This window comes from Christiangramia aquimixticola (genome assembly GCF_048285835.1).
Lineage (GTDB): Bacteria > Bacteroidota > Bacteroidia > Flavobacteriales > Flavobacteriaceae > Christiangramia > Christiangramia aquimixticola.
The window spans coordinates 280150-306550 of record NZ_JBLVTL010000002.1 but is presented as its reverse complement, the minus strand read 5'-3'; the positions used below and the strand labels follow the sequence as shown (position 1 = coordinate 306550).

The 26401-nt window shown below is 39.6% G+C and carries 25 protein-coding genes; 14 read left to right on the top strand and 11 right to left on the bottom strand.

The genetic code is table 11. The features are described from left to right. Position 1: 1 nt before the first annotated feature. A complete protein-coding gene (hemC, locus tag ACNKXV_RS04970) occupies positions 2 to 919 on the bottom strand; it encodes a hydroxymethylbilane synthase (RefSeq protein WP_417906599.1) in 918 nt (305 codons plus the stop codon). Further along, the gene (gene hemA, locus ACNKXV_RS04965; protein WP_417906598.1) at positions 916 to 2172 is read right to left on the bottom strand and encodes a glutamyl-tRNA reductase; all 1257 of its coding nucleotides are present in this window, start codon (positions 2170 to 2172) and stop codon (positions 916 to 918) included. The genes hemC and hemA overlap by 4 nt, the downstream gene beginning before the upstream one ends. Positions 2173 to 2372: 200 nt before the next feature. Here hemA and ACNKXV_RS04960 point away from each other — a divergent pair, with 200 nt between their 5' ends. From ACNKXV_RS04960 to ACNKXV_RS04920, 9 genes are all read left to right on the top strand, one after another. Further along, complete coding sequence (locus ACNKXV_RS04960; protein ID WP_417906973.1) at positions 2373 to 3263, top strand: AraC family transcriptional regulator; 891 nt, start codon at positions 2373 to 2375, stop codon at positions 3261 to 3263. A gap of 101 nt (positions 3264 to 3364) precedes the next feature. Beyond that, the gene (gene hemH, locus ACNKXV_RS04955; protein ID WP_417906597.1) at positions 3365 to 4399 is read left to right on the top strand and encodes a ferrochelatase; all 1035 of its coding nucleotides are present in this window, start codon (positions 3365 to 3367) and stop codon (positions 4397 to 4399) included. Further along, a complete protein-coding gene (locus tag ACNKXV_RS04950; RefSeq protein ID WP_417906596.1) occupies positions 4399 to 5739 on the top strand; it encodes an MATE family efflux transporter in 1341 nt (446 codons plus the stop codon). The genes hemH and ACNKXV_RS04950 overlap by 1 nt, the downstream gene beginning before the upstream one ends. A 57-nt stretch (positions 5740 to 5796) precedes the next feature. Beyond that, the gene (locus ACNKXV_RS04945; protein WP_417906595.1) at positions 5797 to 8895 is read left to right on the top strand and encodes a VPS10 domain-containing protein; all 3099 of its coding nucleotides are present in this window, start codon (positions 5797 to 5799) and stop codon (positions 8893 to 8895) included. After that, positions 8895 to 9440 (top strand): CopD family protein, encoded by a 546-nt coding sequence (locus ACNKXV_RS04940; protein WP_417906594.1) that lies wholly within the window; start codon positions 8895 to 8897, stop codon positions 9438 to 9440. Before ACNKXV_RS04945 ends, ACNKXV_RS04940 begins: the two co-directional genes overlap by 1 nt. 41 nt (positions 9441 to 9481) lie before the next feature. Continuing rightward, complete coding sequence (locus ACNKXV_RS04935; protein WP_417906593.1) at positions 9482 to 10936, top strand: sensor histidine kinase; 1455 nt, start codon at positions 9482 to 9484, stop codon at positions 10934 to 10936. Positions 10937 to 10941: 5 nt separating this feature from the next. Beyond that, positions 10942 to 11724 carry an enoyl-CoA hydratase/isomerase family protein gene (locus ACNKXV_RS04930; protein ID WP_417906592.1) on the top strand — a complete coding sequence of 261 codons (783 nt, stop codon included), beginning with the start codon at positions 10942 to 10944 and terminating at the stop codon, positions 11722 to 11724. Positions 11725 to 11841: 117 nt separating this feature from the next. Next, positions 11842 to 12915 (top strand): PA0069 family radical SAM protein, encoded by a 1074-nt coding sequence (locus ACNKXV_RS04925; RefSeq protein WP_417906591.1) that lies wholly within the window; start codon positions 11842 to 11844, stop codon positions 12913 to 12915. Positions 12916 to 12959: 44 nt separating this feature from the next. Beyond that, a complete protein-coding gene (locus tag ACNKXV_RS04920; RefSeq protein ID WP_417906590.1) occupies positions 12960 to 13742 on the top strand; it encodes an Fpg/Nei family DNA glycosylase in 783 nt (260 codons plus the stop codon). A gap of 4 nt (positions 13743 to 13746) precedes the next feature. On the opposite strand, the gene ACNKXV_RS04915 is transcribed toward ACNKXV_RS04920, so the two are convergent. From ACNKXV_RS04915 to ACNKXV_RS04905, 3 genes are all read right to left on the bottom strand, one after another. Continuing rightward, positions 13747 to 14400, bottom strand: coding sequence for an HD domain-containing protein (locus ACNKXV_RS04915; RefSeq protein ID WP_417906589.1), 654 nt, complete (start codon positions 14398 to 14400; stop codon positions 13747 to 13749). A gap of 1 nt (position 14401) precedes the next feature. Beyond that, positions 14402 to 15133 carry a lysophospholipid acyltransferase family protein gene (locus tag ACNKXV_RS04910; protein WP_417906588.1) on the bottom strand — a complete coding sequence of 244 codons (732 nt, stop codon included), beginning with the start codon at positions 15131 to 15133 and terminating at the stop codon, positions 14402 to 14404. A 92-nt stretch (positions 15134 to 15225) separates the two neighbouring features. Next, the gene (locus tag ACNKXV_RS04905; protein ID WP_417906587.1) at positions 15226 to 15636 is read right to left on the bottom strand and encodes a BrxA/BrxB family bacilliredoxin; all 411 of its coding nucleotides are present in this window, start codon (positions 15634 to 15636) and stop codon (positions 15226 to 15228) included. Between the two features lie 186 nt (positions 15637 to 15822). Between ACNKXV_RS04905 and ACNKXV_RS04900 the strand changes: the two genes are divergently transcribed. Further along, positions 15823 to 16557: a TerB family tellurite resistance protein gene (locus ACNKXV_RS04900; protein WP_417906586.1), complete on the top strand. Its 735-nt coding sequence runs from the start codon at positions 15823 to 15825 to the stop codon at positions 16555 to 16557. On the opposite strand, the gene ACNKXV_RS04895 is transcribed toward ACNKXV_RS04900, so the two are convergent. Both ACNKXV_RS04895 and ACNKXV_RS04890 read right to left on the bottom strand, forming a co-directional pair. Continuing rightward, positions 16554 to 17048: a thioredoxin family protein gene (locus ACNKXV_RS04895; RefSeq protein ID WP_417906585.1), complete on the bottom strand. Its 495-nt coding sequence runs from the start codon at positions 17046 to 17048 to the stop codon at positions 16554 to 16556. The two genes, ACNKXV_RS04900 and ACNKXV_RS04895, sit on opposite strands and share 4 nt — an antisense overlap. Before the next feature lie 11 nt (positions 17049 to 17059). After that, positions 17060 to 19414 (bottom strand): TonB-dependent receptor, encoded by a 2355-nt coding sequence (locus tag ACNKXV_RS04890; RefSeq protein WP_417906584.1) that lies wholly within the window; start codon positions 19412 to 19414, stop codon positions 17060 to 17062. A 99-nt stretch (positions 19415 to 19513) separates the two neighbouring features. Between ACNKXV_RS04890 and ACNKXV_RS04885 the strand changes: the two genes are divergently transcribed. The 3 genes from ACNKXV_RS04885 to ACNKXV_RS04875 are packed head-to-tail and all read left to right on the top strand — an operon-like array spanning position 19514 to position 21458. Then, positions 19514 to 20170 carry a metal-dependent transcriptional regulator gene (locus tag ACNKXV_RS04885; RefSeq protein ID WP_417906583.1) on the top strand — a complete coding sequence of 219 codons (657 nt, stop codon included), beginning with the start codon at positions 19514 to 19516 and terminating at the stop codon, positions 20168 to 20170. A gap of 1 nt (position 20171) precedes the next feature. After that, complete coding sequence (locus tag ACNKXV_RS04880; protein WP_417906582.1) at positions 20172 to 20993, top strand: ZIP family metal transporter; 822 nt, start codon at positions 20172 to 20174, stop codon at positions 20991 to 20993. 48 nt (positions 20994 to 21041) lie between these two features. Beyond that, positions 21042 to 21458, top strand: a complete 417-nt coding sequence (locus ACNKXV_RS04875; RefSeq protein ID WP_417906581.1) for a hypothetical protein — start codon at positions 21042 to 21044, stop codon at positions 21456 to 21458. Here the strand turns inward: ACNKXV_RS04875 and ACNKXV_RS04870 are convergent. From ACNKXV_RS04870 to ACNKXV_RS04855, 4 genes are all read right to left on the bottom strand, one after another. Continuing rightward, positions 21455 to 21598, bottom strand: coding sequence for a FeoB-associated Cys-rich membrane protein (locus ACNKXV_RS04870; RefSeq protein WP_417906580.1), 144 nt, complete (start codon positions 21596 to 21598; stop codon positions 21455 to 21457). The two genes, ACNKXV_RS04875 and ACNKXV_RS04870, sit on opposite strands and share 4 nt — an antisense overlap. Positions 21599 to 21636: 38 nt before the next feature. Beyond that, positions 21637 to 23739, bottom strand: coding sequence for a ferrous iron transport protein B (gene feoB / locus ACNKXV_RS04865; RefSeq protein ID WP_417906579.1), 2103 nt, complete (start codon positions 23737 to 23739; stop codon positions 21637 to 21639). A 1-nt stretch (position 23740) separates the two neighbouring features. Next, complete coding sequence (locus tag ACNKXV_RS04860) at positions 23741 to 23971, bottom strand: FeoA family protein (RefSeq protein ID WP_417906578.1); 231 nt, start codon at positions 23969 to 23971, stop codon at positions 23741 to 23743. A 75-nt stretch (positions 23972 to 24046) separates the two neighbouring features. Further along, positions 24047 to 24718 (bottom strand): SCO family protein, encoded by a 672-nt coding sequence (locus ACNKXV_RS04855; protein WP_417906577.1) that lies wholly within the window; start codon positions 24716 to 24718, stop codon positions 24047 to 24049. Positions 24719 to 24867: 149 nt separating this feature from the next. On the opposite strand from ACNKXV_RS04855, the gene rseP reads away from it, so the two are divergent. Further along, positions 24868 to 26184 (top strand): RIP metalloprotease RseP, encoded by a 1317-nt coding sequence (rseP, locus tag ACNKXV_RS04850; protein WP_417906576.1) that lies wholly within the window; start codon positions 24868 to 24870, stop codon positions 26182 to 26184. Positions 26185 to 26401 lie beyond the last annotated feature (217 nt).

Here is a 26401-nt window from a genome sequence, read left to right as displayed (position 1 = left end):
CTTAGATATTAAGACTGGCTTTTATACTGGCCATTAATTCCTTTCCGCCGTTATTTAAAATCTCCAGCGCACATTCTTTTCCCAACCCGGAACTATTATCCATAGGAATAGTTCTTTCTACTTCTATTTTTTGCTGGCCATCAAGACTAAATAAAGCTCCTTTAAAATGTACATTGCCATTTAAAATTTTAGCCAGTGCTCCAATAGGTGCGGTACAACCTCCTTCAAGAACCTGTAAAAATTCACGTTCTAAATGAACGCATGTTTCAGATTCTTTATGATTTAACATCGCTAATGCTTCACGGCAGTAATTATCCTTCTCCATGGCTACTATAAGCATAGCGCCTTGTGCCGGAGCCGGGATCATCCAGTTGAGGTCAAGGAAATTTTCTGGTTTTATTTCGATCCTTTCCAGTCCGGCGGCAGCGAAAATTGCTCCGTTCCAGTCATTATCCTCTAATTTCTTCATCCGGGTATTTACATTCCCCCGAAGATCCACAACTTTATGCTCAGGATATTTGTTAAGCCACTGTGCCTTTCTTCTAAGGCTTCCGGTAGCAATGATTCCATCTTTACTTTCAAGGAATTCAACTCCTTTATGGATCAAAATATCCTTATTACTGGCTCGTTTCATCACTGCGGCTTCCACAATTCCCTTTGGCAAAGCCGTGGGAACATCTTTCATGGAGTGCACAGCTATATCAATTTCTCCTTTTATCATGGCCACATCCAGAGTCTTAGTAAAGATCCCGGTAATGCCCATTTCATATAAAGGCTGGTCAAGGTTTAGATCTCCTGTAGATTTAACAGGAACCAATTTAGTAGAATGGCCTGTATGCTCCAGAGCATTTTGCACCGTTTTTGCCTGCCATAGCGCCAGTTCGCTATCGCGGGTTCCAATTCTAATTACCTTGCTCATTTATTTACTTCTTCTAATTGAAAAACCTTCTGAATTAGCTCTAAACTTTCATCAGTAGTTTCAGTATCTTCTTTTAAATGATTGGCAAAATGCTTCATGATCTTGTGAATGATCCTGTTGCTTACAATTTCTGCCTGTTCATCATTAAAATCTGAGATCTTTTTACGCTGAAAATCCAGTTCAGCGTCCTTCATCATCTTCAGCTTCTTTTTTAATGCCTTTATGGTAGGAGCAAATTTTCTTGTTTCCAGCCATTGATTAAAATCATTTTCCACTTCAGTAATGATCTCATGGGCCTGCGGAATGAATTGTTTTCTTCTTTCCAGAGTTTCATCTGTCATTTGCGATAAATGGTCCAGGTGAATTAACTGTACATTTTCCAGCTCCTTCACATCGTCTGAAACATTCTTGGGAATGGAAAGATCAAGGATCAATAGTTCCTTGCGTGGATAAATAAGCTCTTTGGAAATGGTTGGATTCTGTGCTCCGGTGGCTACGATTAAAATATCACTATTCCTTATTTCGGCCTGAAGATCGGCATAGTCTTTAACGATGAGGTTAAATTTTCCCGCGATCTTTTCGGCTTTTCCCTTAGTACGGTTAATAAGGGTGATATGATTATTTTTGGTATGCTTAACAAGGTTTTCACAGGTATTGCGTCCAATTTTCCCTGTTCCGAAAAGTAAAATGTTCTTTTCTGAAACGTTCTGAATATTATTCAGAATATATTGAACAGAAGCGAAGGAAACTGAAGTTGCTCCACTGGAGATCTCGGTTTCATTCTTGATCCTTTTACTGGCCTGAATTACGGCATTTACGAGACGCTCTAAAAATGCGTTGACCAGACCCAATTTCTTGGATCTTACAAATGCTATCTTCAACTGACTTATAATCTCGAAATCACCCAGGATCTGACTGTCTAGTCCCGTTCCCACTCTAAAAATATGAGAAATGGCCTGTTTGTTTTTATAAACGTAAGCTACTTTTTCAAACTCTTCAACCGTGCCATGAGTATGTTCACAGAGAAGTTTAATAAGCTGAAAAGGGTGTTGTGCAAAACCGTAAATTTCGGTTCTGTTGCAGGTGGAAGTGACTAAGATGCCATCTATACCTTCATTTTTCGCCTCAACCAATAGTCTTTCCTTAGCTTCTTCAGTAAGGCTAAAATGCCCTCTTATCTCGGCATCGGCCTTCTTATAACTTAAACCTATTGAGTAAAAATGTTTACCTCTAGATATGTGAAAATCTTCCATGCATCGGTTTAGGGAATACAATTGCAAAAGTAGCAGATGCTTATTTTAAAAAATAACGCTGGAAGCACTAAATATATCGATTGGTGATAATTATGTAAAAATTGAACCCTAAAATTCTAAAATGCATACTTTTGTAGCAGGGAAAGCGGGTTTGAATGGATTAGTTTAGACTTATTCTAAATTGGTTAAAATTGAATATGATGGAAGATCACTTAAAAAATAACGCTGTAAGTATTTCTGAGGAAATCCGGATAGAAGATGGATTTTATATTTTGAAATTTCAGAACGATACAGGGCAGTCAAAAATAATGTCCCGGGACATTGATAATAGCTTTATTCAGTTTCATTTCAATGTAAAAGGAAACAGTAAATTCCTCTTTAATAATGGGAGTTATGAACTTCCTTTGCCCGAGGAAAATTCTCTGCTGTTATACAATCCGCAGCGTGACCTTCCTTTAAATGTATCCATGGAAGCAGAATCCTGGTTGATATCTCTGGTGATCTCCATTAAAAAATTCCATGCGCTGTTTTCTCAGGAAGCCGATTATATTACTTTTTTAAGTGCAGATAATAAGGATAAGAAATATTATAAAGACGCACAGATTTCCCCTTCAACGGCTGTAGTGTTGAACCAGATAATGAATTTCAATCTTACGCCGAGTATCAAAAATCTATATTTCAAGGCCAAGGCATACGAATTATTAAGTCTTTACTTTAATAAATCTGAAAACCCGGACCTTGAACAATGTCCTTTCCTGAGTGATGAAGAGAATATTAAGAAGATTCGTCGAGCTAAAGATATTGTGATCGCCCGTATGGCAGAGCCACCTTCACTTCAGGAGCTGGCAGATGAAATTGGTTTAAGTCTTAAAAAGCTAAAAGAAGGCTTTAAGCAGATCTATGGGGATTCGGTTTACAGTTTCCTGTTTGATTATAAAATGGAGTATGCCCGTAAATTACTGGACACCGGAGAATACAATGTTAATGAAGTAGGTTTAAAAGTAGGATATAGCACTGCCAGTCATTTTATCGCTGGTTTTAAAAAGAAATTTGGAACCACTCCTAAGAAATACACATTATCGGTTAATTAAGGATAAAATCCGGGCCAATTATGGACGCATAGAAAAGTCCGATTAAAAAACCGGGAAGAAGAATTACAGAATATTATTTTTGAAGCGGAAAAAGAAGAATTATGAGTAAAGGTGTATTGCTGGTTAACCTGGGATCTCCCGATAGTACCAATCACAAAGACGTAAAAAGATATCTTGGTGAATTCCTGATGGATGAACGAGTTATTGATGTTCCGCTATGGGCGAGAACTTTGCTGGTAAAAGGAATCATTCTGAATACAAGACCCAAAAAATCTGCTGAGGCATATGAAAAGATCTGGTGGGAGGAAGGGTCGCCTTTAATTGTACTTTCAGAAAGGTTGCAATCAAAGATCGATGATCATACTTCTGTTCCGGTATCTCTGGCTATGCGTTATGGAAAACCCAGCATCATGAACGGACTGCAGGAATTGTATGATAAAGGGGTGAAAGAAGTATTGCTTTTTCCATTATATCCTCAATTTGCTATGGCTACGACTGAAACCATTCTGGTTTTGGCTGAAGAAATTAGAAAGGAACATTTTCCGGACATGAAGTTTATTACGGTTCCACCGTTCTATAATCATCCCGATTATATCAGGACTTTGGCCAACAGTATTTCTGAACATCTTGACGGAAAAGATTTTGAACACCTGTTGTTTTCTTATCACGGAGTTCCGGAAAGACACATTAGAAAAAGTGATGTCACCAAATCTCATTGTAAGATAGATGGTTCTTGCTGTCAAACCGCTTCTGCGGCTCATCAGTTTTGCTATCGTCATCAATGTTTTGAAACTACAAGACTGGTTGCTGAATATTTGAAATTAAAACCAAATACCTATAGTGTCTCCTTTCAATCCCGACTTGGTTTCGACCCATGGTTAAAACCTTATACAGACAGGACCATCGAGAGATTCGGGAAGCAGGGCATGAAAAAACTGGCTGTAGTCACCCCGGCTTTTGTATCAGACTGTTTGGAAACCCTTGAAGAAATTGCCATGGAAGGGGAGGAGATCTTTCATGAAGTTGGTGGAAAAGATTTTACGGTAGTTCCATGTTTGAACGACAGGCAGGAATGGGTAAAAGTACTTTCCAGATGGGTGGACGAATGGGCGCATCAAACCCCTGTTGAGGCTTAATGGCCCGTAATAATTCCAAAGAACTGGGTGAAAAACCCATTGGGAAACTGCTTATTCAGCAGGCCGTTCCTGCCTCGGTGGGAATTTTGGTAATGTCGCTGAATATTCTAGTGGACACCATTTTTGTGGGGAACTGGATAGGACCTATAGCCATTGCGGCTATAAATGTGGTTTTACCTGTTTCCTTTTTTATTGCTGCTTTAGGGATGGCTATTGGGATTGGAGGTTCTTCTATCATCTCCAGGGCATTGGGTGCGAATGACAAACTAAAGGCCCTCAGAACTTTTGGGAATCAAATTACACTAACATTTCTATTGTCTATTGGTCTGGTAATTCCGGGCTTAATATTCGTGGATAGTCTTATTCCCGCATTTGGAGGGAAAGGAGATATCTTCGATCCTGCGAAGATTTATTACATCATTGTTTTATGCGGAGTTCCCCTGCTGGCAATGGCCATGATGGGAAATAATGTGATAAGGGCTGAAGGGAAACCTCGCTTCGCCATGACCGCAATGATCATCCCCTCTGTTGTGAATCTTGTATTCGACTACATTCTAATCAACAAGCTGAATATGGGGATGGAAGGTGCTGCCCTTGCCACCACAGCTTCTTACTTCTGTTGTCTCGCGTATATTGTCTGGTTCTTCCTCTCCAAAAATTCTGAATTAAGGATAAGCTTTTCTCATTTGAGCCTTGATTGGCCAATTTTAAAAGAGATGTCGGCACTTGGAGTGGTAACTCTTGCCCGGCAGGCTGTGGTAAGTGTGACTTATCTTTTAATGAATAATATTCTTTTCGATCTGGGAGGTGAAGATTCGGTAACGGTTTATGCCATCATTGCCAGAATGCTGATGTTTGCTTTGTTTCCTGTTCTGGGCGTAACTCAGGGATTCTTGCCAATTGCCGGTTTTAATTATGGTGCAGAGAAATTTGATAGGGTTAGAAAAAGTATCAATACGGCAATTCTATATGCTTTCCTGATGGGACTTTTTATATTCTTCGGAATAATTCTGTTTGCTGAAAATATAGTCGGAATTTTTACTCAGGAAGAAAGTATTCTGGCACAAACCCCGTCTGCAATGCGTTGGGTATTTGCAGCAATTCCCATTGTCACCATTCAACTTATTGGCGCTGCCTATTTTCAGGCAATTGGGAAAGCAGTTCCTGCATTCCTGCTCACCTTGTCCCGGCAGGGTTTCATATTTATTCCGCTGGTGCTTATTTTACCAATATATTATGGTGAACTGGGCGTATGGATTTCCTTTCCTATTGCAGATGTTTTATCTACGATCATTACGGCGTATTTCCTCAACCGGGAAATTAGAAGATCTTTAAAATAGGCGTCCTTTAGAATTCCTTCAAATCCTTATCTTTAGAACTTTCTAACCAATATTTCTATGAACAAAATTCAGTTCCCCCAAATCCTGCTTTTCTCATTTTTCAGTATTTTTTTCTTTCAACCCATTCAGGCGCAAAATTATGACGAGCAGTTGTATGATGCTTTGGAATACAGATTAATTGGTCCGTTTAGAGGTGGACGAAGTGCAGCCGTAACCGGAGTGCCGAGGAAACCTAATCTGTTCTATTTTGGTGCAGCCGGAGGAGGAGTTTGGAAAACTGAAGATGGCGGAAGAAGCTGGGAGAATATTTCTGATGGATATTTTGGAGGCTCAATTGGCGCCATAGAAGTTGCAAAAAAGGATCCTAACGTAATCTACGTTGGGGGTGGTGAAAAAACTGTGCGTGGAAATGTGTCTTCAGGATATGGGATTTGGAAAACCGAAGATGCCGGAAAAACCTGGAAAAAAGCCGGTCTGGAAAACAGCAGACATGTTCCAAGGATCGTAACTCATCCAGATGATTATAATACGGTTTATGCGGCAGTCCTGGGGAATATCTATAAACCTACGGAAGACAGGGGAGTTTATAAATCTACCGATGGAGGGAAGAACTGGAAGAAAGTCCTTTTTTCCAATTCCCAATCTGGTGCGGTGGATCTCATCATGGATCCGAATAATTCCAGGATTTTATATGCTTCTACCTGGAATGTTCAGCGAACACCTTATAGCTTAAGCAGTGGGGGAGAAGGTTCAGCATTATGGAAAAGTACAGACAGTGGTGAGACCTGGAGCGAGATCTCTAAAAATAAAGGTTTTCCTGCCGATACCCTGGGGATTATAGGGGTGACCGTTTCCCCGGCCAATAGTGAAAGAGTATGGGCGATTGTGGAAAACAAAGAAAAAGGCGGGGTTTATCGAAGCAACGATGCCGGTGAAACCTGGGAGTTGATCAATGAGGATCGTAGTTTGAGACAAAGAGCCTGGTATTATACAAGAATATATGCCGATCCTCATGATCAGGATAAAGTTTACGTTCTAAACGTAAATTATCATAAAAGTACAGACGGTGGTAAAACCTATACATCTGCAAATGCTCCGCATGGTGATCATCATGACCTCTGGATCGCACCTGAAAATCCATACCGGATGATCATGGGGGATGATGGAGGAGCTCAGGTAACCTACGACGGTGGTGAAACCTGGAGTACTTATCATAATCAGCCAACTTCGCAATTCTATAGAGTGACCACAGATAATTCATTTCCATATAGAATTTATGCTGCGCAGCAGGATAACTCAACTATCCGGATCAAACACAGAAATGAACGCGGTAGTATTAGTGAAGCCGATTGGGAATCTACAGCCGGAGGGGAGAGTGCACATATAGCAGTAGATCCTGAAAACAGTGATATTGTATATGGTGGTAGTTATGATGGATTTTTAACCAGATATAACCATGAAACAGGGACGGTAAGAAGCATTAGCGTTTGGCCCGATAATCCTATGGGTCACGGAGCCGAAAATCTTAAATACAGATTCCAGTGGAATTTCCCAATTTTCTTTTCACCACATAATCCCGATAAACTTTATACTGCTTCCAATCATTTGCATGTAACCACGAATGAAGGGGAAAGCTGGGAAGAAATAAGTCCGGATCTAACCCGAAATGATAAGTCTAAACAAAAAAGCTCTGGTGGACCTATCACTCAGGATAATACCTCGGTTGAATATTACAGTACGATTTTCGCAGCGGCCCAATCACCGGTGAAGGAAGGAATTCTCTGGACGGGAAGTGATGACGGATTGATCCATATCTCAAAAGATGGTGGAAAAAACTGGAAGAATGTGACTCCTAAAGGAATGCCGGAGTGGATGATGATAAATAGTATAGAGCCTTCAGCCTTTGATGCGGGAACTGCCTATGTTGCCGGAACCAGATACAAATTAGGAGATTTTGCTCCTTATTTATATAAAACTTCAAATTACGGTGAATCATGGCAAAAGATCACTACCGGAATTGCTTCAGAACATTTTACCCGGGTTCTTCGCGAAGATCCCGAACAAAAAGGATTGTTATATGCGGGAACTGAAACTGGCATGTATATCTCTTTTAACGACGGGAAGAATTGGAAACCTTTTCAGCTTAATTTGCCAATAGTTCCTATTACAGATCTTGCCATTAAAGAAAATAATCTAATCGTTGCGACTCAGGGGAGAAGCCTCTGGATACTTGACGATCTTAGCTTAATCCATCAGCTTAAAGATGTAGATAATAAAGGCGATATTCTCTTCCAGCCAAAACCTGCTTATAGAATGGAGGGCCGTGCCGTAGAGAGCAAAACGCAGGGAACAAATCATCCTTCAGGTGTGGTGACTTATTTTCATATATCAGCTCCAAAAGAAGATATTATCAAACTGAGTTATTTAACTACAGCCGGTGATACCATTAAAACCTTCCGCAATAAGGATGGAAAGAATAAACTTGAAATAAAGCAGGGAGCGAACAAACATATTTGGGATATGAAAGGCGCCGGCGCAGAAAAGCTCGACGGCATGATCCTGTGGTGGGCCAGTACCGAGGCACCTATGGTGGTTCCCGGAGATTATAAAGTGGTGCTTGAAATAGGAGATAAAACTCTGGCAAAAAACTTTAAGATCCTAGCCGATAAAAATGCTGAAACCGACCAGGCAGGGATGCAGAAACAGTATGATTTTATTAGTAGTATTAATCAAACTGTAGACAAAGCCCATAAATCCATTAAAAAGATGAGAAGACTTGATGCCCAATTAAAGGATTTTCAGAAGCAATATAAAAATGATTCGAGGGTGAAATCCCTGCTTGAAAAAGCTGAAAAACTCAGTACTGAGATTTCAGAAATAGAGAATGCTTTGTATCAGACAAAAAACAGAAGTAATCAGGATCCTTTAAATTTCCCAATCAAGCTTACCAATAAACTGGCTCATTTGAACAGTTTGGTGGGAATGGACGATTTTCCACCTACCAAACAGGATATTGAAGTAAAAGATCTGTTAACCTCTAAGATCAATGCGGAATTGAATAAATTTGACGAGCTGCTAAAAACTGAGATTCAGGATTTCAATAAACAATTCAACGAATTGCAGCTTAACTATCTTTTTGTAGAAGCGAAAGAATAATGGAGTACAATTATATCAAGGCCTTACACCTCATTTTTGTGATCACCTGGTTTGCCGGACTGTTCTATATCCCGAGACTATTCATTTATCATATCGAAGCATCCCAGAAAGCTGAACCGGATAAAAGTATTCTGGTCAATCAGTTTAAATTAATGACCAAAAGACTCTGGTATATTATCACCTGGCCTTCGGCTATCCTGGCGAGTATATTTGCCATTACTCTTTTAATTATGCAACCGGTTTGGTTACAGCAGCCCTGGATGCATGTAAAACTGGGATTTGTGCTATTGCTTTTTGCTTATCACATCAAGTGTCATTTTATCTTTAAAGACCTGCAAAAAGATATCGTTAAATGGTCATCCCATAAAATGAGGATCTGGAATGAAGGTTCCACTATAATCTTGTTTTCGGTGGTTTTTCTGGTGATCCTGAAAAACGCCTTTAACTGGATCTATGGGGTAATTGGGATCTTTGTATTAGGAATAATTCTTATGTTGGGGATCAAGCTATATAAAAGTATCAGAAACCGGAATCCCAATGCCTGAAGTGGTGTGATAATTGTAAACATGGAAGCAAGCTGCCTTATATGAAACTGTTGAAATTATCTTTACGTACCCGTATTTTTATTTCCATGATCCTTTTGGTTCTGGTGGCTTCCATCCTGATCTTTGGGGTTACCGTATACCAGTATAAGCAGGAGGCCGAAAATTATCATGAGGAGCGGCTGGAACGTAAACAAAAGGCGATTCTGGAGAATATCAAATTCGTACTTGCCAGTACTACCTATGTAGTGGAAACCGAAAGTCTTGAGGCTATCTTTAGCGAGCGACATAAGATCGATGAGATGGCTGAGGTTCACGAAATGCAAATTCATATTTACGACCTCGATGGAAGCCTTATAATAAAGTCTGACGAATCATTTTTCAAGGATACCTCTGCAGTTAAAATTCCGGATGAGATCCTGCATAGACTGGAATCGTCACCGGATAAGCGCTATTTGAAAAAGACCGAGGTGAATGGGCAGAAATATCAATCTTCCTATAGTTATATTACCGATGGTAAGTTCAAACCTCTGGCGATTCTGTATTTGCCTTATCTTCAGGATGACAGCCTGCTAAACCGGGATCTGAATAATTTCCTGATGCGAATGGCAGAGGTGTATTTATTTATGCTTTTTATAGCCATCATTCTGTCATTTTTTCTATCTAAGTATATAACCAAATCGCTGAAAATAATTTCTGAAAAGATCAATCAAACCAGACTGGACAAGCGCAATCAAAAAATTGAACTATCCAATGCTACTGAAGAGATCTATGCATTGGTTTCAGCTTACAACAGTATGATCGATGAACTGGAAGAAAGTGCAGTAAAGCTGGCAACCAGTGAAAGAGAACAGGCCTGGCGTGAAATGGCCAAGCAGGTAGCTCACGAGATCAAAAACCCGCTTACTCCAATGCGTCTTAGCGTACAGAGCTTTCAGAGGAATTTTGATCCTCAGGATCCGGATATTCATCAAAAGGTGGATGAGTATAGTGACACCCTTATTAATCAAATAGACACCATGAGTTCTATCGCTTCTGCATTTTCCAATTTTGCGAAAATGCCGGCGCAACAAAATGAAATTTTAAATGTTCCCAAGATCGTGAAACTCGCTCTGGATATTTTTAATGAAAAATATATTGAGTTTAAGTGCGATAAGGAGGAGATCCTGGCAAAATTTGACCGGACACAATTAATACGAGTGGTAACCAATTTGGTGAAAAATGCAACTCAGGCATTGAAAGATGTGGAAGATCCAAGGATATTGGTTAGTGTGGAAGAGGAAGACGGGAACGTTTGCATTTCTGTAACCGATAATGGTTCGGGAATTTCTGAAGAGAATAAATCCAAGGTATTTGAGCCAAAATTCACCACCAAAACCAGCGGAATGGGATTGGGACTGGCCATGGTAAAAAACATCGTAGAGACCTATAATGGTAACATAAGCTTTATTTCAAAACAGAATAAAGGCACTATCTTTAACGTAAGATTTCCAAAATAAAAATTATGAGCTATCAAAACATTTTAGAAGAGATTGAAAATAATATACTAACCATAACCATAGACCGCCCTAAAAAACTGAATGCACTGAATAAAGAGACCATTCAGGAACTGCATCAGGCATTTAAACAGGCAAAAGAAGATGATGAGGTTAAGGTGGTGATTTTGACCGGAAGCGGCGAAAAAGCTTTTGTAGCCGGTGCAGATATTAGTGAATTCGCAGATTATTCCCCTAAGGAAGGTAAAAGACTTGCGGCAGAAGGACAGGAGAAATTATTCAATTATGTTGCTAATTTTCCAAAACCGGTAATAGCCGCAGTAAATGGTTTCGCATTGGGTGGCGGGCTGGAACTGGCCATGGCAGCACACTTCAGGATCGCCAGTGATAATGCAAAAATGGGACTTCCGGAGGTTTCGCTTGGAGTAATTCCGGGTTATGGAGGGACACAACGTTTGCCTCAACTGGTTGGAAAAGGCCGTGCCATGGAAATGATCATGACTGCCGGGATGATAGATGCCAACCAGGCATTACAGTATAATCTAGTGAATCACGTGGTTGAGCAGGACGACCTGCTGGAATTTGCTAAAAACCTTGCGAAAAAGATCATGAAGAATTCAATGGTAGCAGTTTCTGCAGCGATCCGTGCAATTAATGCCAATTATGAAGATGGTGTGAATGGTTTCGACGTAGAGGTCAATCAATTTGGAAAATCCTTTGGAACTGAAGATTTTAAAGAAGGCACCTCAGCATTTCTGAATAAGCGAAAAGCAGAGTTCCCGGGCAGATAATTTATAAAAGCTGTTTTTAGTAGGTCTGGTAATTCAGGTAAATCTAAAAACAGTTTTTTTATAAATATTAAATAGGAAATAATCCTAAATAAAGGAAAAATTCCATAATTTTGAGCTATGTCTATGGGAGAATATATTAAAGGAAGAGGAGCTCAAAAGAATGTATCCAATCGGTTTGCTGAACATAGCCACGAAACCCGTGATGATTACTTAAATTATTGCGAGGCGGAGGGGGATGAGGCTATAGAAAGCAAAACCAGCATTATAGAAACCTTTCCTAAAACTATCGTGAATAAAGTCACTAGTCCGGATATAGGGATGGAATATTCCCTGAATCCTTATCAGGGTTGTGAGCATGGTTGTATTTATTGTTATGCGCGGAATTCTCATGAATATTGGGGTTATAGTGCCGGGCTGGATTTTGAGCAAAAGATCCTGGTTAAAAGGAATGCGGTTGAATTGCTTGAGAATAAATTAAAAAGTAAGTCCTGGCAGGCGAAGCCCATTGTTCTTTCAGGCAATACAGATTGCTACCAGCCTGTAGAGAAAAAATTGAAGATCACCCGAAGCTTGCTTCAAACCTTTTTAAAATACCGGCATCCCTTAGGGATGATCACTAAAAATTCTTTGATTCTGCGTGATCTGGATATATTAAAAGAACTGGCGCAGGATAATTTAATTCATGTAAATATCTCCATAACCTCCCTGCAGGAACACACGAGAAGGATTCTGGAGCCCAGAACTGCCAGTATAAAGAAGCGCCTGGAAACCGTGGAGAAGCTCTCTAATGCCAATATTCCTGTAAGCGTTATGATGGCTCCAATCATCCCTTCAATTAACAATCACGAGATCATGCCGCTGGTGAAAGAAGTGGGAGAACGGGGAGCGCTGGCTGTGGGCTATACCATAGTACGCTTAAATGGTGCCATTGGTGAAATTTTTTCCGACTGGCTAAGGAAATCATTGCCAGACAGGGCAGATAAAGTGCTGAACCAGATAGCCAACATTCATGGTGGAAGTCTTAACGACAGCAGGTTTGGAACCAGGATGAAAGGGGAGGGAGAATTTGCTGAACAGGTTAAACAACAATTCCGTATAGCTCGAAAACTCTATCTTGGTGACAGGGAGAAACCGAAACTTAACTGCAAGTTACATGAAGATTTCAAGGATGGTCAAATGAAATTATTTTAAATTTAAAGGGAATTTATATTCCAGAAATTTAAAAGAAAATTTTCATGCCTGAATTACCAGAAGTAGCCTATCAAAAAATGTATGTGGATTCAACGAGTCTGCATCAAAAGATCATTAAAGTTGATTGCGGCGCAAAAAAGTTATTCCAATCGCCTCAAAAAGATTTCGAAGTGAAATTGTTGAAAAATGAATTCACGGCAACTAAACAAATCGGGAAATATTTATTGCTGGAATTGAAGAATTCCGGCTATTTAGTTATCCATTTTGGGATGACCGGGAAACTGGATTATTTTAAACATGATGAGGTGGATAAACATGCACATTTAACCCTCACCTTTGATAATGATGCAAAGTTTTCCTTCATCTGCCCGCGAAAATTCGGAAAGTTGTTTTTAACCGAAAGTGTTGAAGCCTTTCGGGAACAGCAGGACCTTGGTCCTCATGCTACAGATATTGGTGAAAAGGAATTTCAGAAATTGTTTGATGGTAAAAAAGGGAGTGTGAAAACTGCGCTAATGGACCAGTCTTTTATCGCCGGCCTGGGAAATCTATATGTTGATGAGTTACTATTTCACAGCGGAATTCATCCTAAATCCAAGGCTGAAAAGCTGAACGATAAAGAGATTTCCTCCATGTATAAAAATATGAAGAATGTCCTCGATACCGTTTTCAAAAGTAAGACCGAAGGTAATCCCATCCCTAAAACTTATTTAAGGCCACACCGTACGGAAGGGGAAAATTGCCCTAATGGAAAAGGGAAAATAGAAATGATTAAGGTGGGAGGGAGAAGCACCTATTTTTGTCCCGAATGTCAGGAAATCAAATAGAATCTTACTGGATCCCGTCCCATTCTGCATAGAACTGTTCAAGGAAGTTTTCCATAAACTTATGTCTTTCTGCAGCGATCTTTCTTCCGGTTTCAGTATTCATCCGGTCCTTTAGTAAAAGTAACTTTTCGTAGAAATGATTAATGGTAGGAGCATTGGAAGCTTTATACTCTTCTTTTGTCATGTTCATCTGCGGTTCAATAGATGGATCATAAAGAGGACGGTTCTTAAAACCTCCATAATTAAAAGTTCTGGCAATACCTATCGCGCCCAACGCATCCAGCCTGTCTGCATCCTGAACTATATCCAGTTCTATAGATTTAAACTTCTGCTGGCCGTTACCTCCTTTAAAGGAAATGTTCTCTATAATTTTAACTACGTGATCGATAACATCTTCTTCAACTCCCTGCGAGTTTAAGAAGTTCTTTGCCGTGGTTGGACCTACGGACTCATCACCATTATGAAATTTTGAGTCGGCAATATCATGTAAAAGTGCTCCCAGTTCCACTACAAATAGATTTGCATCTTCTGTGTGAGCTATATGTTTTGCATTTTTATAAACCCTTTCTATATGAAACCAGTCATGACCACCTTCAGCTCCTTCAAGAGTTTTTTTTACGAAGTCTTTGGTTTTCTCTACTATCTCGTGCTCTGTCATTCTAATTAATATCTGCAATGATAATTCTTTCAATTTCCGCTGCTAGCGCATCTGGGTCTTTGGAACCAACCTCAATTGGCTTATGAGCTTTCAGCTTAACATGGACACCAAGATCTATTGGGAAATTACCATGTTTAAAAAGTTTCCAGGAATTGTTAATGGTAATGGGAACCACTACAGCTTCCGGTAGTTTTTTAAACAACATAAACATACCGTTCTTTCTAAATTCCTTCGGCTGTCCCGTTCTGCTTCGTGTGCCTTCAGGAAATATAACGGCAGATCTCCGGGTTCGCTTTAAATAATCTCCAAACTGGCTCATTTTCATGAGCGATTCTCTTCGGTTTTTCCTGTCGATAAGAACAGATCCTCCGTGTCTTAAATTATAGGATATACTGGGGATCCCTCTTCCAAGTTCTTTTTTGCTGACGAATTTTGGATGATGTTTTCTAAAGTGCCAGATGATAGGCGGAATGTCGTACATCCCCTGGTGGTTGGCGACAAAAATGATGGTCCTATTATCCGGTAGGTCATGTTCGTTCTCCACGGTAAACCGGGTTCCAAGAATATTCAGGCAACGCAGCAGGAAAAAATTGAAAATATCCACACTCTTCTTGTGTGCATCATATCCACCAAGTTTCAAACTTATCCACTGTATAGGATGGAAGACAAGCAGATTGATAAAAAAAAAGAGGTAGAATATTACAGATAAAGGGTAGGATAGAATCTTTTTCATCTCAGGTTTAAAACTACGAAAATAAGTATTTCCAATATTAAGGCATAAAAAAACCACGCCAGGCGTGGTTTAATTGCTAAACTAATTACTAATTAGCAAAATTCGTTATAAGCTCCAATTAGGTTTTCAGCAATCATATCTGCCGGGCGTCCTTCAATGTGGTGACGCTCTAACATATGAACTAATTCACCGTCTTTGAACAATGCCATAGAAGGAGAAGAAGGAGGAAAAGGAACCATCATTTCTCTGGCCTTATCTGTAGCTTCTTTATCTACTCCTGCAAATACCGTTACCAGGTTATCTGGCTTCTTAGTATTTTGAAGAGACATTCTGGCTCCCGGACGGGCATTCGCAGCTGCACAACCACAAACAGAATTCACTACTACAAGAGTAGTTCCTTTTAGTTCCATAGCCTTTTCTACGTCTTCTACTGTATGTAATTCTTGAAAACCAATACTTGTAAGATCTTCTCTCATTGGTTTTACTAAATCTGCTGGATACATATATTTAAACTTTTTATATTAAACTTTATCGAGGCACAAAGATACCAAATTAAGTTAAGGTGGGCATATCTCAAATTACTATGTACTAATAGGTTTGATTTATACCTGCTTCCTTAATTCCGGCGACCAGGCATGGGTGAATAAATTCTTAAAATGTTATCTTAGCGGCCAAAGAAAAATTGCCCAATGATCAAATGGCTTGCCGCAGTTCTGGGATATATGTACTTCAGGTTTCCCGGTGCTATTCTTGGATTTATAATAGGTTCCCTTCTGGATAATTACATTCGTAGTTCCGGAGGTGTGTTCCAGTCTGTTTTTGGAGAACAAAAACAGCAGGTATCACCCGGAGATTTTGAACTGAATTTACTTTCTCTTTGTTCCATTGTGATCAAGGCAGATGGACAGGTTTCCCAGCAGGAACTGGATTACGTTAGATCTTATTTTATACAGGCCTATGGAAAGGAACGGGCCAATGCTACTTTTCGAACTTTTAATGAAGTAGTTAAGAACAGGCAGGTTTCGGCTTCCAAAATATCCCGATACCTTGCTGCAAGAACCAAATATCCAACCAGATTACAAATAGTTCATTTCCTTTTCGGGATTGCTCAGGCAGATGGAATTGTAAGCGAGGCTGAAGCCGTTACTATCAAAGAGATTGCCGGTTATTTGCAAATTGGCTCGAGAGATTTTGAGAGTATAAAGGCAATGTTCTTTAAAAATACAGATAGTGCGTATACTATTCTTGAAATTGAAAAATCTGCTTCTGATGCCGATGTCAAGAAAGCATACCGAAAAATGGCTAAAAAATACCACCCGGATAAATTAGGCCATATGGACGAAGCTTATAGAAAAGGCGCTGAAGAAAAATTTAGAAAAGTCCAGGAAGCTTATGAGCAAATTCAGAAGGAGAGGGGGATTTAATTCCGCTGGGTAGTTTTCTTATCAATTTTAGCCAGGAATTTTAAAAGTTCAGCAGTTGTTAAGTACTGAAAGCTTCTCAATTTGATTTGAAAATTCTGGTCCAAAAGCAATAATGCCGGCAAGGTAAATTTTTGGTCTTTTCTGGAAGCTAATAAAAGCGGAAGTTCATGAATGCCATTGCGCATGGTCTTTGCCTGAACATTCCGAAAGGTTTGCCCGTCAAATCTAATTTCATCAGTACTTTCTGCATTCATTTTTACCGCATAGAATTTTTTATTCAGGAGGCTAATTACTTCCGGATCTCTGAATGCATTTCTTTCCATTTTCTTGCAATACACACACCAGTCGGCATTAAAATAAATGAAAACAGGTTTGGGTTGAACAGTTAATGCAGCATCCAGAGTCTCAAAATCCATCCAGTCTATTTCAGATTTTTGTGCAAAACCTGCCTGCAGACTTAACAGAAATAAAATTTTGAATATTAGCTTCATTTGCGGAAGATTTAATTGTGCAGGTCTCCAATTTTAATTCCGAAGAAAAAAGTACGGGGCCTTGCCGGTCCATAGATGTAATCTGAATCCCGCGTAGGGCCGGTATCAAAATCATCCTGATATGAATCAAACATGTTCTGAATCCCCGTACTTAAGTTCATGTGGAAATTTTCGGTTATATCTATATGGTAACCAAGTTTAAGGTTGATATCCTTAAAAGAGGGAGACTCTCTAAGTTCAAGAAGCCCGTCCGCATTAACAACTTTCGGGATGGTCATTTTCCCCGTATAGGTTCCTGTAAGATCTGCAGAAAAATTCTCAAATGGCGTAGTGTTTATATTGAAATACCCATATATATCTGGATTTCGAACAAACTCAGTTATGATTATTTCCTCTCCGGGACCGGAATTGGACTCATAAAGCACCTGGTCTTTCTGATATTTTGAGCGTTGATAAGTACCACCCATTTGAAATCTTAAGCCTGAAGAAGGAGAAATACCAATTTCAAAATTGCTTCCCGTTACATAAGCTCCACTTCCATTCCTGATTTCTTTTAGAATTGAACCATTGGATAAACTTGCGCCTGTACTAATGGTAGTGAAGGGATCTTTTAACTCTGTATAAAATCCTTCCAGTAAAAAGTCCATTTGCAGTTTATTTTTAGATCTGGAAAAATTAAAAGATGCCGTGTATGCATTGGAATATTCGGTTTTAAGATCATTGGAAAGGATAACAAATTGGGGTTCTCCACCAACAGAAGAAATATGCAGGTCCTCGTTGAAAGCCTGTGGAGCGCGGAATCCTCTTGCATATCCGCCTCTAAACTGAAGATCTTCGGTAATATCATACAGTAAAGTAAGCCGCGGACTTACCACTGTTTGGTTAATATTGGATTCGCGATCCAGGTCTTCTATCCGGTAAGAACCATTTACATCTATATGGTCGATCCTTGCACCTGCCAAAACCGAAATATTTGAAATTTGTTTCCATTCGTACTGGCTAAATAAGGCATACGAATTAACCTTTTGATCAATATATCTTTGATAGCCGTGAATTTCATCCAGAGTATTGCTGTGGTTTACTTCAACTCCCGTGGTAAGCACATCATTTCCTGAGAAATTTCGGGTATATTGGAATCCGGCAAGCAGGGCAAGGTCATCTGTATCGCCATAGGCATTCTTCGCCGCAATACTGTCCTGTTGAGTTCTTCCGCCTCCAAGGCCCCCATAATAACTTTTTCTGTCTGTATGCTGTCCAGATATGTAAACCGAGTAATTGTTGTTACCTGCCTCATTGGAGAGATCGTAGGTAAGTCCACCAATAAAGGTGTTGTGTTCCAGCTGCTCGGTGATATCGGTTAAATGTGGCGCAAGATGCAATTTGTCTCCACCACGCCGGTATTCTTCCAGCGCCGTTAGATCAAGGGTTAATCGGCTAAGATCTGTAGGTTTGTAGAAGGCTTTGGCTCCTAAAGTGGAATTTTTTAGTTCGGTTAATTCTGTAAATCCATCATTATTGGCATCAAAAGCTTCGCGATCCCGGTGCATTCCAAAAATTGTCACTCCTTTTTTAAGGTCTTCAGATACAAGCGAACCGGTGAAATTTACTGTTCTGTCCGGGACTTTACCATCTATAAGTGCAAGATCGCCGGAAACATTCCAGGTGTTTAGAACGGGATCTTTGGTAAGTATATTAATGGTTCCGGCTATGGCATTGGATCCAAATAAGGCCGAGCCACCACTTCTAATAACTTCCACCCTGTCCAGGATAGAGGTGGGGATTTGTTCCAATCCGTAAACGCTGTTTAGTGCGCTAAAAACCGATCGGCTATTTATAAGAACCTGCGTATAGCTTCCGTCAAGTCCGTTCAACCTTACCTGAGTAAATCCACAATTCTGGCAATTGGTCTCCACCCGAACTCCCGGCTGGAAATTCAGTGATTCTGCTACCGAAATAGATTGGGTGGCATTGAAAAGTTTAGAATCGAGAACATTGACGATAACCGGGGCATCTTTTAAATTTATTCGGTTTCTGGTAGCACTAATAACTACCTGATCGAGTCCCAGGGCATCTTCCTGAAGCTCAATATTAAGTTGTTTATCACGGTAATCTTTAGGGTCGAATCTTACAGATTGTGGTTTGTAACCAATCGCCTGAACATTCAGGGTGATAGATTCCTTGGCAAGCATAATCTTAAAGTGCCCGTTAGAATTGGCACTTGTGCCTTCGTTGGTGCCCGGAATCAGCACATTTGCAAAAGGAACTGGTTCCCCTGCGGAGGTAACCATTCCGTTAATTTCTATTTCCTGAGCAAATGTAATGCAGGTTAGCAAACTAAAAATCAGACCTGTCCAATACTTCATCATTCAAATTTTGACAAATTTATAAAAAATATTTAGGCTTATCTAAAAAATGGTTTTAAAGAATAAAAATTGTAGTTTTGGGCTTATTAAATTCAGTGTTATATGTTCAGTTTATCTGAAGAAAATTATCTAAAAGCCATTTTTCATTTGGAAACCTCCTATAAAAGCGGGGTGAGTACCAGTGCTTTAGCTGAAGAAATGCAGACCAAAGCCTCTTCGGTAACAGATATGGTGAAGCGTCTATCAGACAAAGATCTTGTGAATTATAAAAGATACCAGGGAGTTAAACTGAGCTCCGCTGGAAAACAAGCTGCCATAGAAGTTATTAGAAAACACAGGCTGTGGGAGGTTTTTTTAGTAGATAAACTTCATTTTAACTGGGACGAGGTTCACGAAATTGCCGAGCAGTTGGAACATATTAAATCTGAGAAACTTACCCGGGAGCTGGACAAATTTCTGGGTTATCCAAAACGTGATCCGCATGGAGATCCTATTCCCGATTCAAAAGGGAATTTCGCCGTTTCCAACCGTTTGTTGTTATCTGATCTTAAAGCCGGGGAAGCCGGAGTTTTTATTGGCGTAAAAGATTCGTCAACGGAGTTTCTGCAATATCTGGATAAAAATAACATCGCTCTTGGAGAGCAAATTAAAGTGGTTTCTAAAGAAGATTTCGATCAATCCATGCTCATTATTTTAAATGGCGTGGAACTCACTATCTCGAATCAGATCTCCACTAACTTATTTATTAAAACTATATAGAATGGATTTTATAACTGATTACTTCAGTAGTTTAGACCCCGTTTTAGCAGCATTCATCGCCACTTTGTTTACCTGGGGATTAACAGCATTAGGTGCATCACTGGTCTTTCTGTTTAAAGGAATGAACCGTGCATTTTTTGACGGGATGCTTGGGTTCACCGGTGGGGTTATGGTAGCGGCCAGTTTCTGGAGTTTACTGGCACCCGGGATAGAAATGAGTCCTGGCGAAGGATTTGAAAAAACCATTCCCGCCCTGGTAGGTTTTGGGTTGGGAGCACTTTTTATATTTGGATTAGACAAGATCTTACCTCACTTACATGTGAATTTTAAGATGAGCGAATCTGAAGGGATTAAAACCCCATGGCATAAATCTGTGTTATTGACTCTTGCTATAACTTTGCACAATATTCCGGAAGGTCTTGCTGTGGGAGTTTTGTTTGGAGGAGTGGCTGCCGGTTTTGAAGGTGCAAGCATTGGTGGAGCTGTAGCTTTGGCAATTGGAATAGGTTTACAGAATTTCCCGGAAGGATTTGCGGTAGCAATGCCGTTAAGAAGACAGGGCTTAAGCCGATGGAAAAGTTTTAACTATGGGCAATTATCGGCAATTGTAGAACCGGTTGCTGCAGTATTAGGAGCCTGGGCGGTATTGACCTTTCAGCCAATTTTGCCATACGCATTGTGTTTTGCGGCAGGTGCAATGATCTTTGTAGTAGTGGAGGAAGTTGTGCCGGAAGCTCAACAAGGTAATTTTACCGATATTTCTACCATGGGCTTTATTGGTGGATTTATGGTTATGATGACCCTGGATGTAGGTCTTGGATGATTTTTTGAAACAAATTGCTTTTCTGGTCGTCTTCTATAAAAAGACGCTATGAAGGTGCTAATGTTATTTCTTGTTCTATACTCTTACTTTCCTGCTTCCGTATCGCAGCAGGATCCCAAAACCAATATTTACGCAGAAATTCTTTGTCCCGGAGAACAAATCCAGATTGGAAATAGGAGTATAAAATTTAGACAGGTAATTTCAGATTCCAGATGCCCTGTTGATGATGGGGTGACCTGTATATGGGCGGGAGAAGTAAAAGTCCTTTTAGAGGTGTTCGAGATGAATAAATCAATTGGAAATTTAGAATTTAGCAAGAATGCTTCTCTTAAGGATTTTTTCAAATCTGCTCATAAAATGGAAGTAAAAGTAATGGAAGTTTTCCCTGCTCCCAGGCTAAATCAAAAAATAGCTCCTGAAGAATACAGGATAAGTTTTAGAGTGACTGAAACTTTGCAGCCTTAGTCGCCACAACCACAGTTAGAAATTCCGCAGGCTTTGGAATCTTTCTTTTTTCCGGCAAATGAAGGTTTCCACACAAACTTAGTAATGATGTAGCCTAAAGCCATTAAGAAAGTAATAAAGACGAGTATTTCCTGTATCATTTCCATGTTGTTTAAGTCGGTTTAAGAGCTTTTCCTTACTATTTTAAAAGTTGAAATGCTATAAGCGCCACCACATAGGCGAATCCACTCATGATCACCAGTTGTAATACCGGCCATTTCCAGGTATTGGTTTCTCGCTTTACAATGGCCAGTGTGCTCATACACTGCATTGCAAAAGCATAGAATAGCAGCAAACTTACTCCGCTGGCAAAGGTAAATAATGGACCTCCCAGCACCGGATTGGTCTCTGCGGCCATCCTGTTCTTTATGGTTTCTTCTTCATCGCTTCCCACACTGTAAATGGTGGCAAGAGTCCCCACAAATACTTCACGGGCGGCGAAAGAACTTATTATGGCAATTCCAATTTTCCAGTCATATCCTAATGGAGCCACTGCGGGTTCGATCCCTCGACCCATGATCCCTATGTAAGAATTCTTCAGTTTATAAGAGGCGATCTCTTCTTCCAGTTCCTGGTTATCGATAGTGGAAGATGCGTCATATTGTGAACTAACTATTTCTTCAGCATTTTCAAAATCTTCACCAGGACCATAACTTGCCAGTACCCAAAGGATCACAGAAATTGCAAGGATGATCTTACCGGCACCAAAGACAAAGGATTTTGTTTTTTCAACCACATTGATGGTCACATTTTTGACCATTGGTAATTTGTAATTGGGCATTTCAATCACAAAATAACTTTTAGTGCTTGTTTTCAGGATCTTATTCAGCAACCAGGCGGAGAATATGGCCATTCCAAAGCCAAGCATATAAAGGATCATAAGGGTTAAACCCTGAAGGTTGAAACCTAAAAATGTTTCATCGGGGATTACCAGAGCGATTATTATAAGATATACGGGTAGTCTTGCAGAACAGGTTGTAAACGGAACCACAAGAATGGTAATAAGTCTTTCTTTCCAGTTTTCGATATTTCGCGTGGCCATTACCGCCGGGATCGCACATGCTGTTCCCGAAACCAGGGGCACGACGCTTTTTCCACTTAGCCCAAACCTTCGCATGATTCGGTCCATCAAAAATACAACCCTACTCATATAACCGGATTCTTCCAGGATGGAAATAAACAGGAATAAAAATGCGATCTGCGGAATAAAAATTACAATTCCGCCCAGACCGGGTACTATTCCTTCAGAAATTAAATTTGTAAAAGGTCCTTTGGGCAGGGTATCTTTTGTCCATTCACTTAAAGAAGCAAAGGCCGCATCGATCATGTCCATAGGATAACTGGACCAGCTGTATATCGCCTGGAAAATTAAAAGTAAAATTCCGAAGAAAATTACGTAACCCCACACCTGATGCGTAAGGATTCGGTCAAGTCTCGAGCGTAGATCTGTTGCGCTGTTTTTATCTACGGTCATCGTTTCCTTAAGAACACCGTTGATAAACTGGTATCTTAAAATGGTTTCCTTTTGCTGAAGACGTTTTAAGTCACTGGTAGATTTTGTATTGAAATCTGAACTTCGTTTGATTTCCCCGCGGTTAATATTCCCAAAATTGACATCCTGGGTTATAACCAGCCAGAGTTTATAAAGTGCCTGATTTGGAAAAGTTTTACGCAGATGCCCAAAATATTCAGGATCTATGATAGAAGCATTAACGCAAGGCTCGATAGTAAGCTTCTTATAATTAAGAATAAGATCTTTCAAATAATCTATACCCATTCGTTTACGGGCACTTATCAAGGCAATCTTGGTTTTTAAACGTTCTTCCAGTAATTCAATATCAAGGCTAATTCCCTTACGGTCCATCCTGTCGGCCATGTTAATGGCAAGAATAGTAGGGATACCAAGATCTTTGATCTGGGTGAAAAGAAGTAGATTTCTTTTCAGGTTTTCCACATCACTTACCACAACGGCAACATCTGGAAAATCTTTATCATTTTTATTAAGTAACAGCTCAATAACCACATTCTCATCAAAAGAACTGGCATTTAAGCTATAAGTTCCGGGAAGGTCTAAGATATGGGCTTTTAAGCCACGAGGGAGTTTACAGATTCCTTCTTTTTTCTCAACAGTGATCCCGGGGTAATTACCAACTTTTTGGTTTAGCCCGGTTAATTGATTAAAAACAGAGGTTTTTCCAGTATTGGGGTTTCCAATTAAAGCAACATTAATTTGCTTACCCATATTAGCCTATTAAATCGATTTCTATAAGTAGTGCGGTTTCCTTCCTAATTGCCAGATGACTTCCATTAATATTAAGGTACATAGGGTCTTGAAAAGGAGCGGTTTGAACCAGTTCTACTTCGTTTCCGGGAAGGCAACCCATTTCCAGCAATTTAAGAGGTACCATATCTGCAGAAAATTCTTTGATTATCCCGCGCTGGCCTCGTTTAAGATTTGCGACTGTTACCTTCACTTTTTATTTAGATTGATTTTAAACAAGGCAAAAGTAATGGAATTTAGAGCAATACAAAAGTTAATGGAAGATTAATTAGTTGTACTCTGTTTTGAGTACTTCCAGATCATGAAGAAGATCTTCTATAGCTTCCGGTTTTGTCCCGTCATAAAAACCACGGATCCTTTTTTTCTTATCCACCAAAACAAAATTTTCGGTGTGAATCATGTCGTATTTCCCTCCATCTCCGGTAGACTTGGTAGCCAGATAAGATTTCCTGGCCAGATCGTAAATTTGCTTTTTGTCACCGGTAACCAGATTCCATTTTTCATCTAATACCCCTTTCTCCAGAGCATACTCTTTAAGTACCGGAACACTGTCGCTTACGGGGAACACGGTATGCGAAAGCAATAAAACTTCCGGGTCGTTTTTTATCTCCTCCTGGATTTTGATCATATGGTCTGTCATTACCGGGCAAATAGTAAGACAGGTGGTGAAGAAGAAGTCGGCTATATAGATCTTATTATCGTAAAATTCTTCAGTTATGGTATCCCCATTTTGATTCACGAGTTCAAAATCTGCTATCCGGTGATATTTACGAACGTATTGAACGGTGGAGTCCACCAATTCAGCATTCACCATATCCGGTTGAAAAACGGGAAGTTTTTCTTCAGGTTTTAAAAGGCTGTAAATGCAAAATACAATGATCACAGATAGAACCGCGAGAACTATGGCAAAGGTTTTGTATCGTGCAAAGAACTTGCGCATGCATTAAAATTTTTGCAAAGTTATAGCCTGAGTTTCAATTTGTCGAATTCTTATCAGGAAATTTTAACTCCGGGAGCTACTTGAACTTAAACTTTTGTAGGAGCTTATAAAAACTTACTTTTGTGCGATTTTAAATTTGAAGTTAGTAGATGGATCCATTTTTAGTAAAAGCCATACAATTAATATTAAGCCTTTCATTACTGATCGTTCTTCACGAATTAGGTCATTTTATTCCGGCAAAATTATTTGGTACTCGTGTAGAAAAGTTCTTTTTATTTTTCGACGTAAAGTTCGCATTGTTTAAAAAGAAGATCGGGGATACCGTTTATGGAATAGGCTGGTTGCCTCTGGGAGGTTATGTTAAGATCTCCGGGATGATCGATGAAAGTATGGATAAAGAGCAAATGGCTCAACCCCCACAACCATGGGAGTTTAGAAGTAAACCGGCATGGCAGCGACTTATTATCATGCTGGGTGGAGTTACGGTAAACCTGGTGCTTGGATTCCTTATATACATGATGATCATGTTTGTTTGGGGAACACCGGTAGTTGGTCCGGATCAAATGCCTGATGGTTATGCGGTAGTAGATGAATTCAAGGAATACGGTTTTGAGGATGGAGATAACATTCTAAGTGTTAACGGTGAAAACCTTGAGTTTACTCCAGATGTGAATAAATATCTCTTTATGAGAGATGTGCAGAATATTACGGTTCAACATTCCAATGGAGATGTGGAAACTATAGATATTCCTGAAGATATAGGTTCAACTATGTGGGAGAAAGGGGTAATGCAACCCTTTATTCCGCTACAATACCCGGTACTGGATACTGTTATTGAAAATAAAGCAGCGGCTCAGGCAGGATTGAAAAAAGGAGACAGCATTATTTTTCTTAATAAGATGGAAATAGGCTACTGGCATGAAATTGCTCCTATAGCTTCTGAAAATAAAGAAAAAGAGATCGAAGTTGTTTTTCAACGTGACGGGGAGATCATGAGTAAAATGATCACACCAGACGAAGAGGGGCAGTTTGGTTTTGCTATCGCCCGAGGATTTAAGGTAGACAGAAAAAAATACGGGGTTGCCGAGAGTATAAGTGAAGGTTTTGATTATGGATACTGGACTTTAAGAGACTATGTATACCAGTTCAAATATGTGTTCACTAAAAAAGGAGCCACCCAATTAGGAGGTTTCGGTGCGATTGGTGGTTTATTCCCTGATACCTGGAACTGGTTTGGATTCTGGAATACTACAGCATTGCTATCTATTATTCTGGCATTTATGAACATCCTACCAATTCCTGCTCTTGATGGAGGTCATGTAATGTTCTTACTTTACGAAATGGTAACCGGAAGAAAACCCAATGATAAATTCATGGAAGTAGCACAAATGGTTGGATTCTTCCTGCTTATAGCCCTGGTGTTGTATGCGAACGGAAACGATATTTACAGATGGTTGTTCGAATAACATCCGTTTACTCAATAAAAAAGGCAGCTTTTAGAGCTGCCTTTTTTATTGCTTGAAAATTTATTTCAGAAAAATTTTATTTTTTTTCTTCTCTAAAATATTGAGAGTCCGATAGATTCATTTTTAAGTAAAAAAACTTCAAAAAAAATCGAATATTTCTTTTGACGGCATTTAAAAATTGATTTATATTTGCAACCGCTTACAAAGCAAAACATTC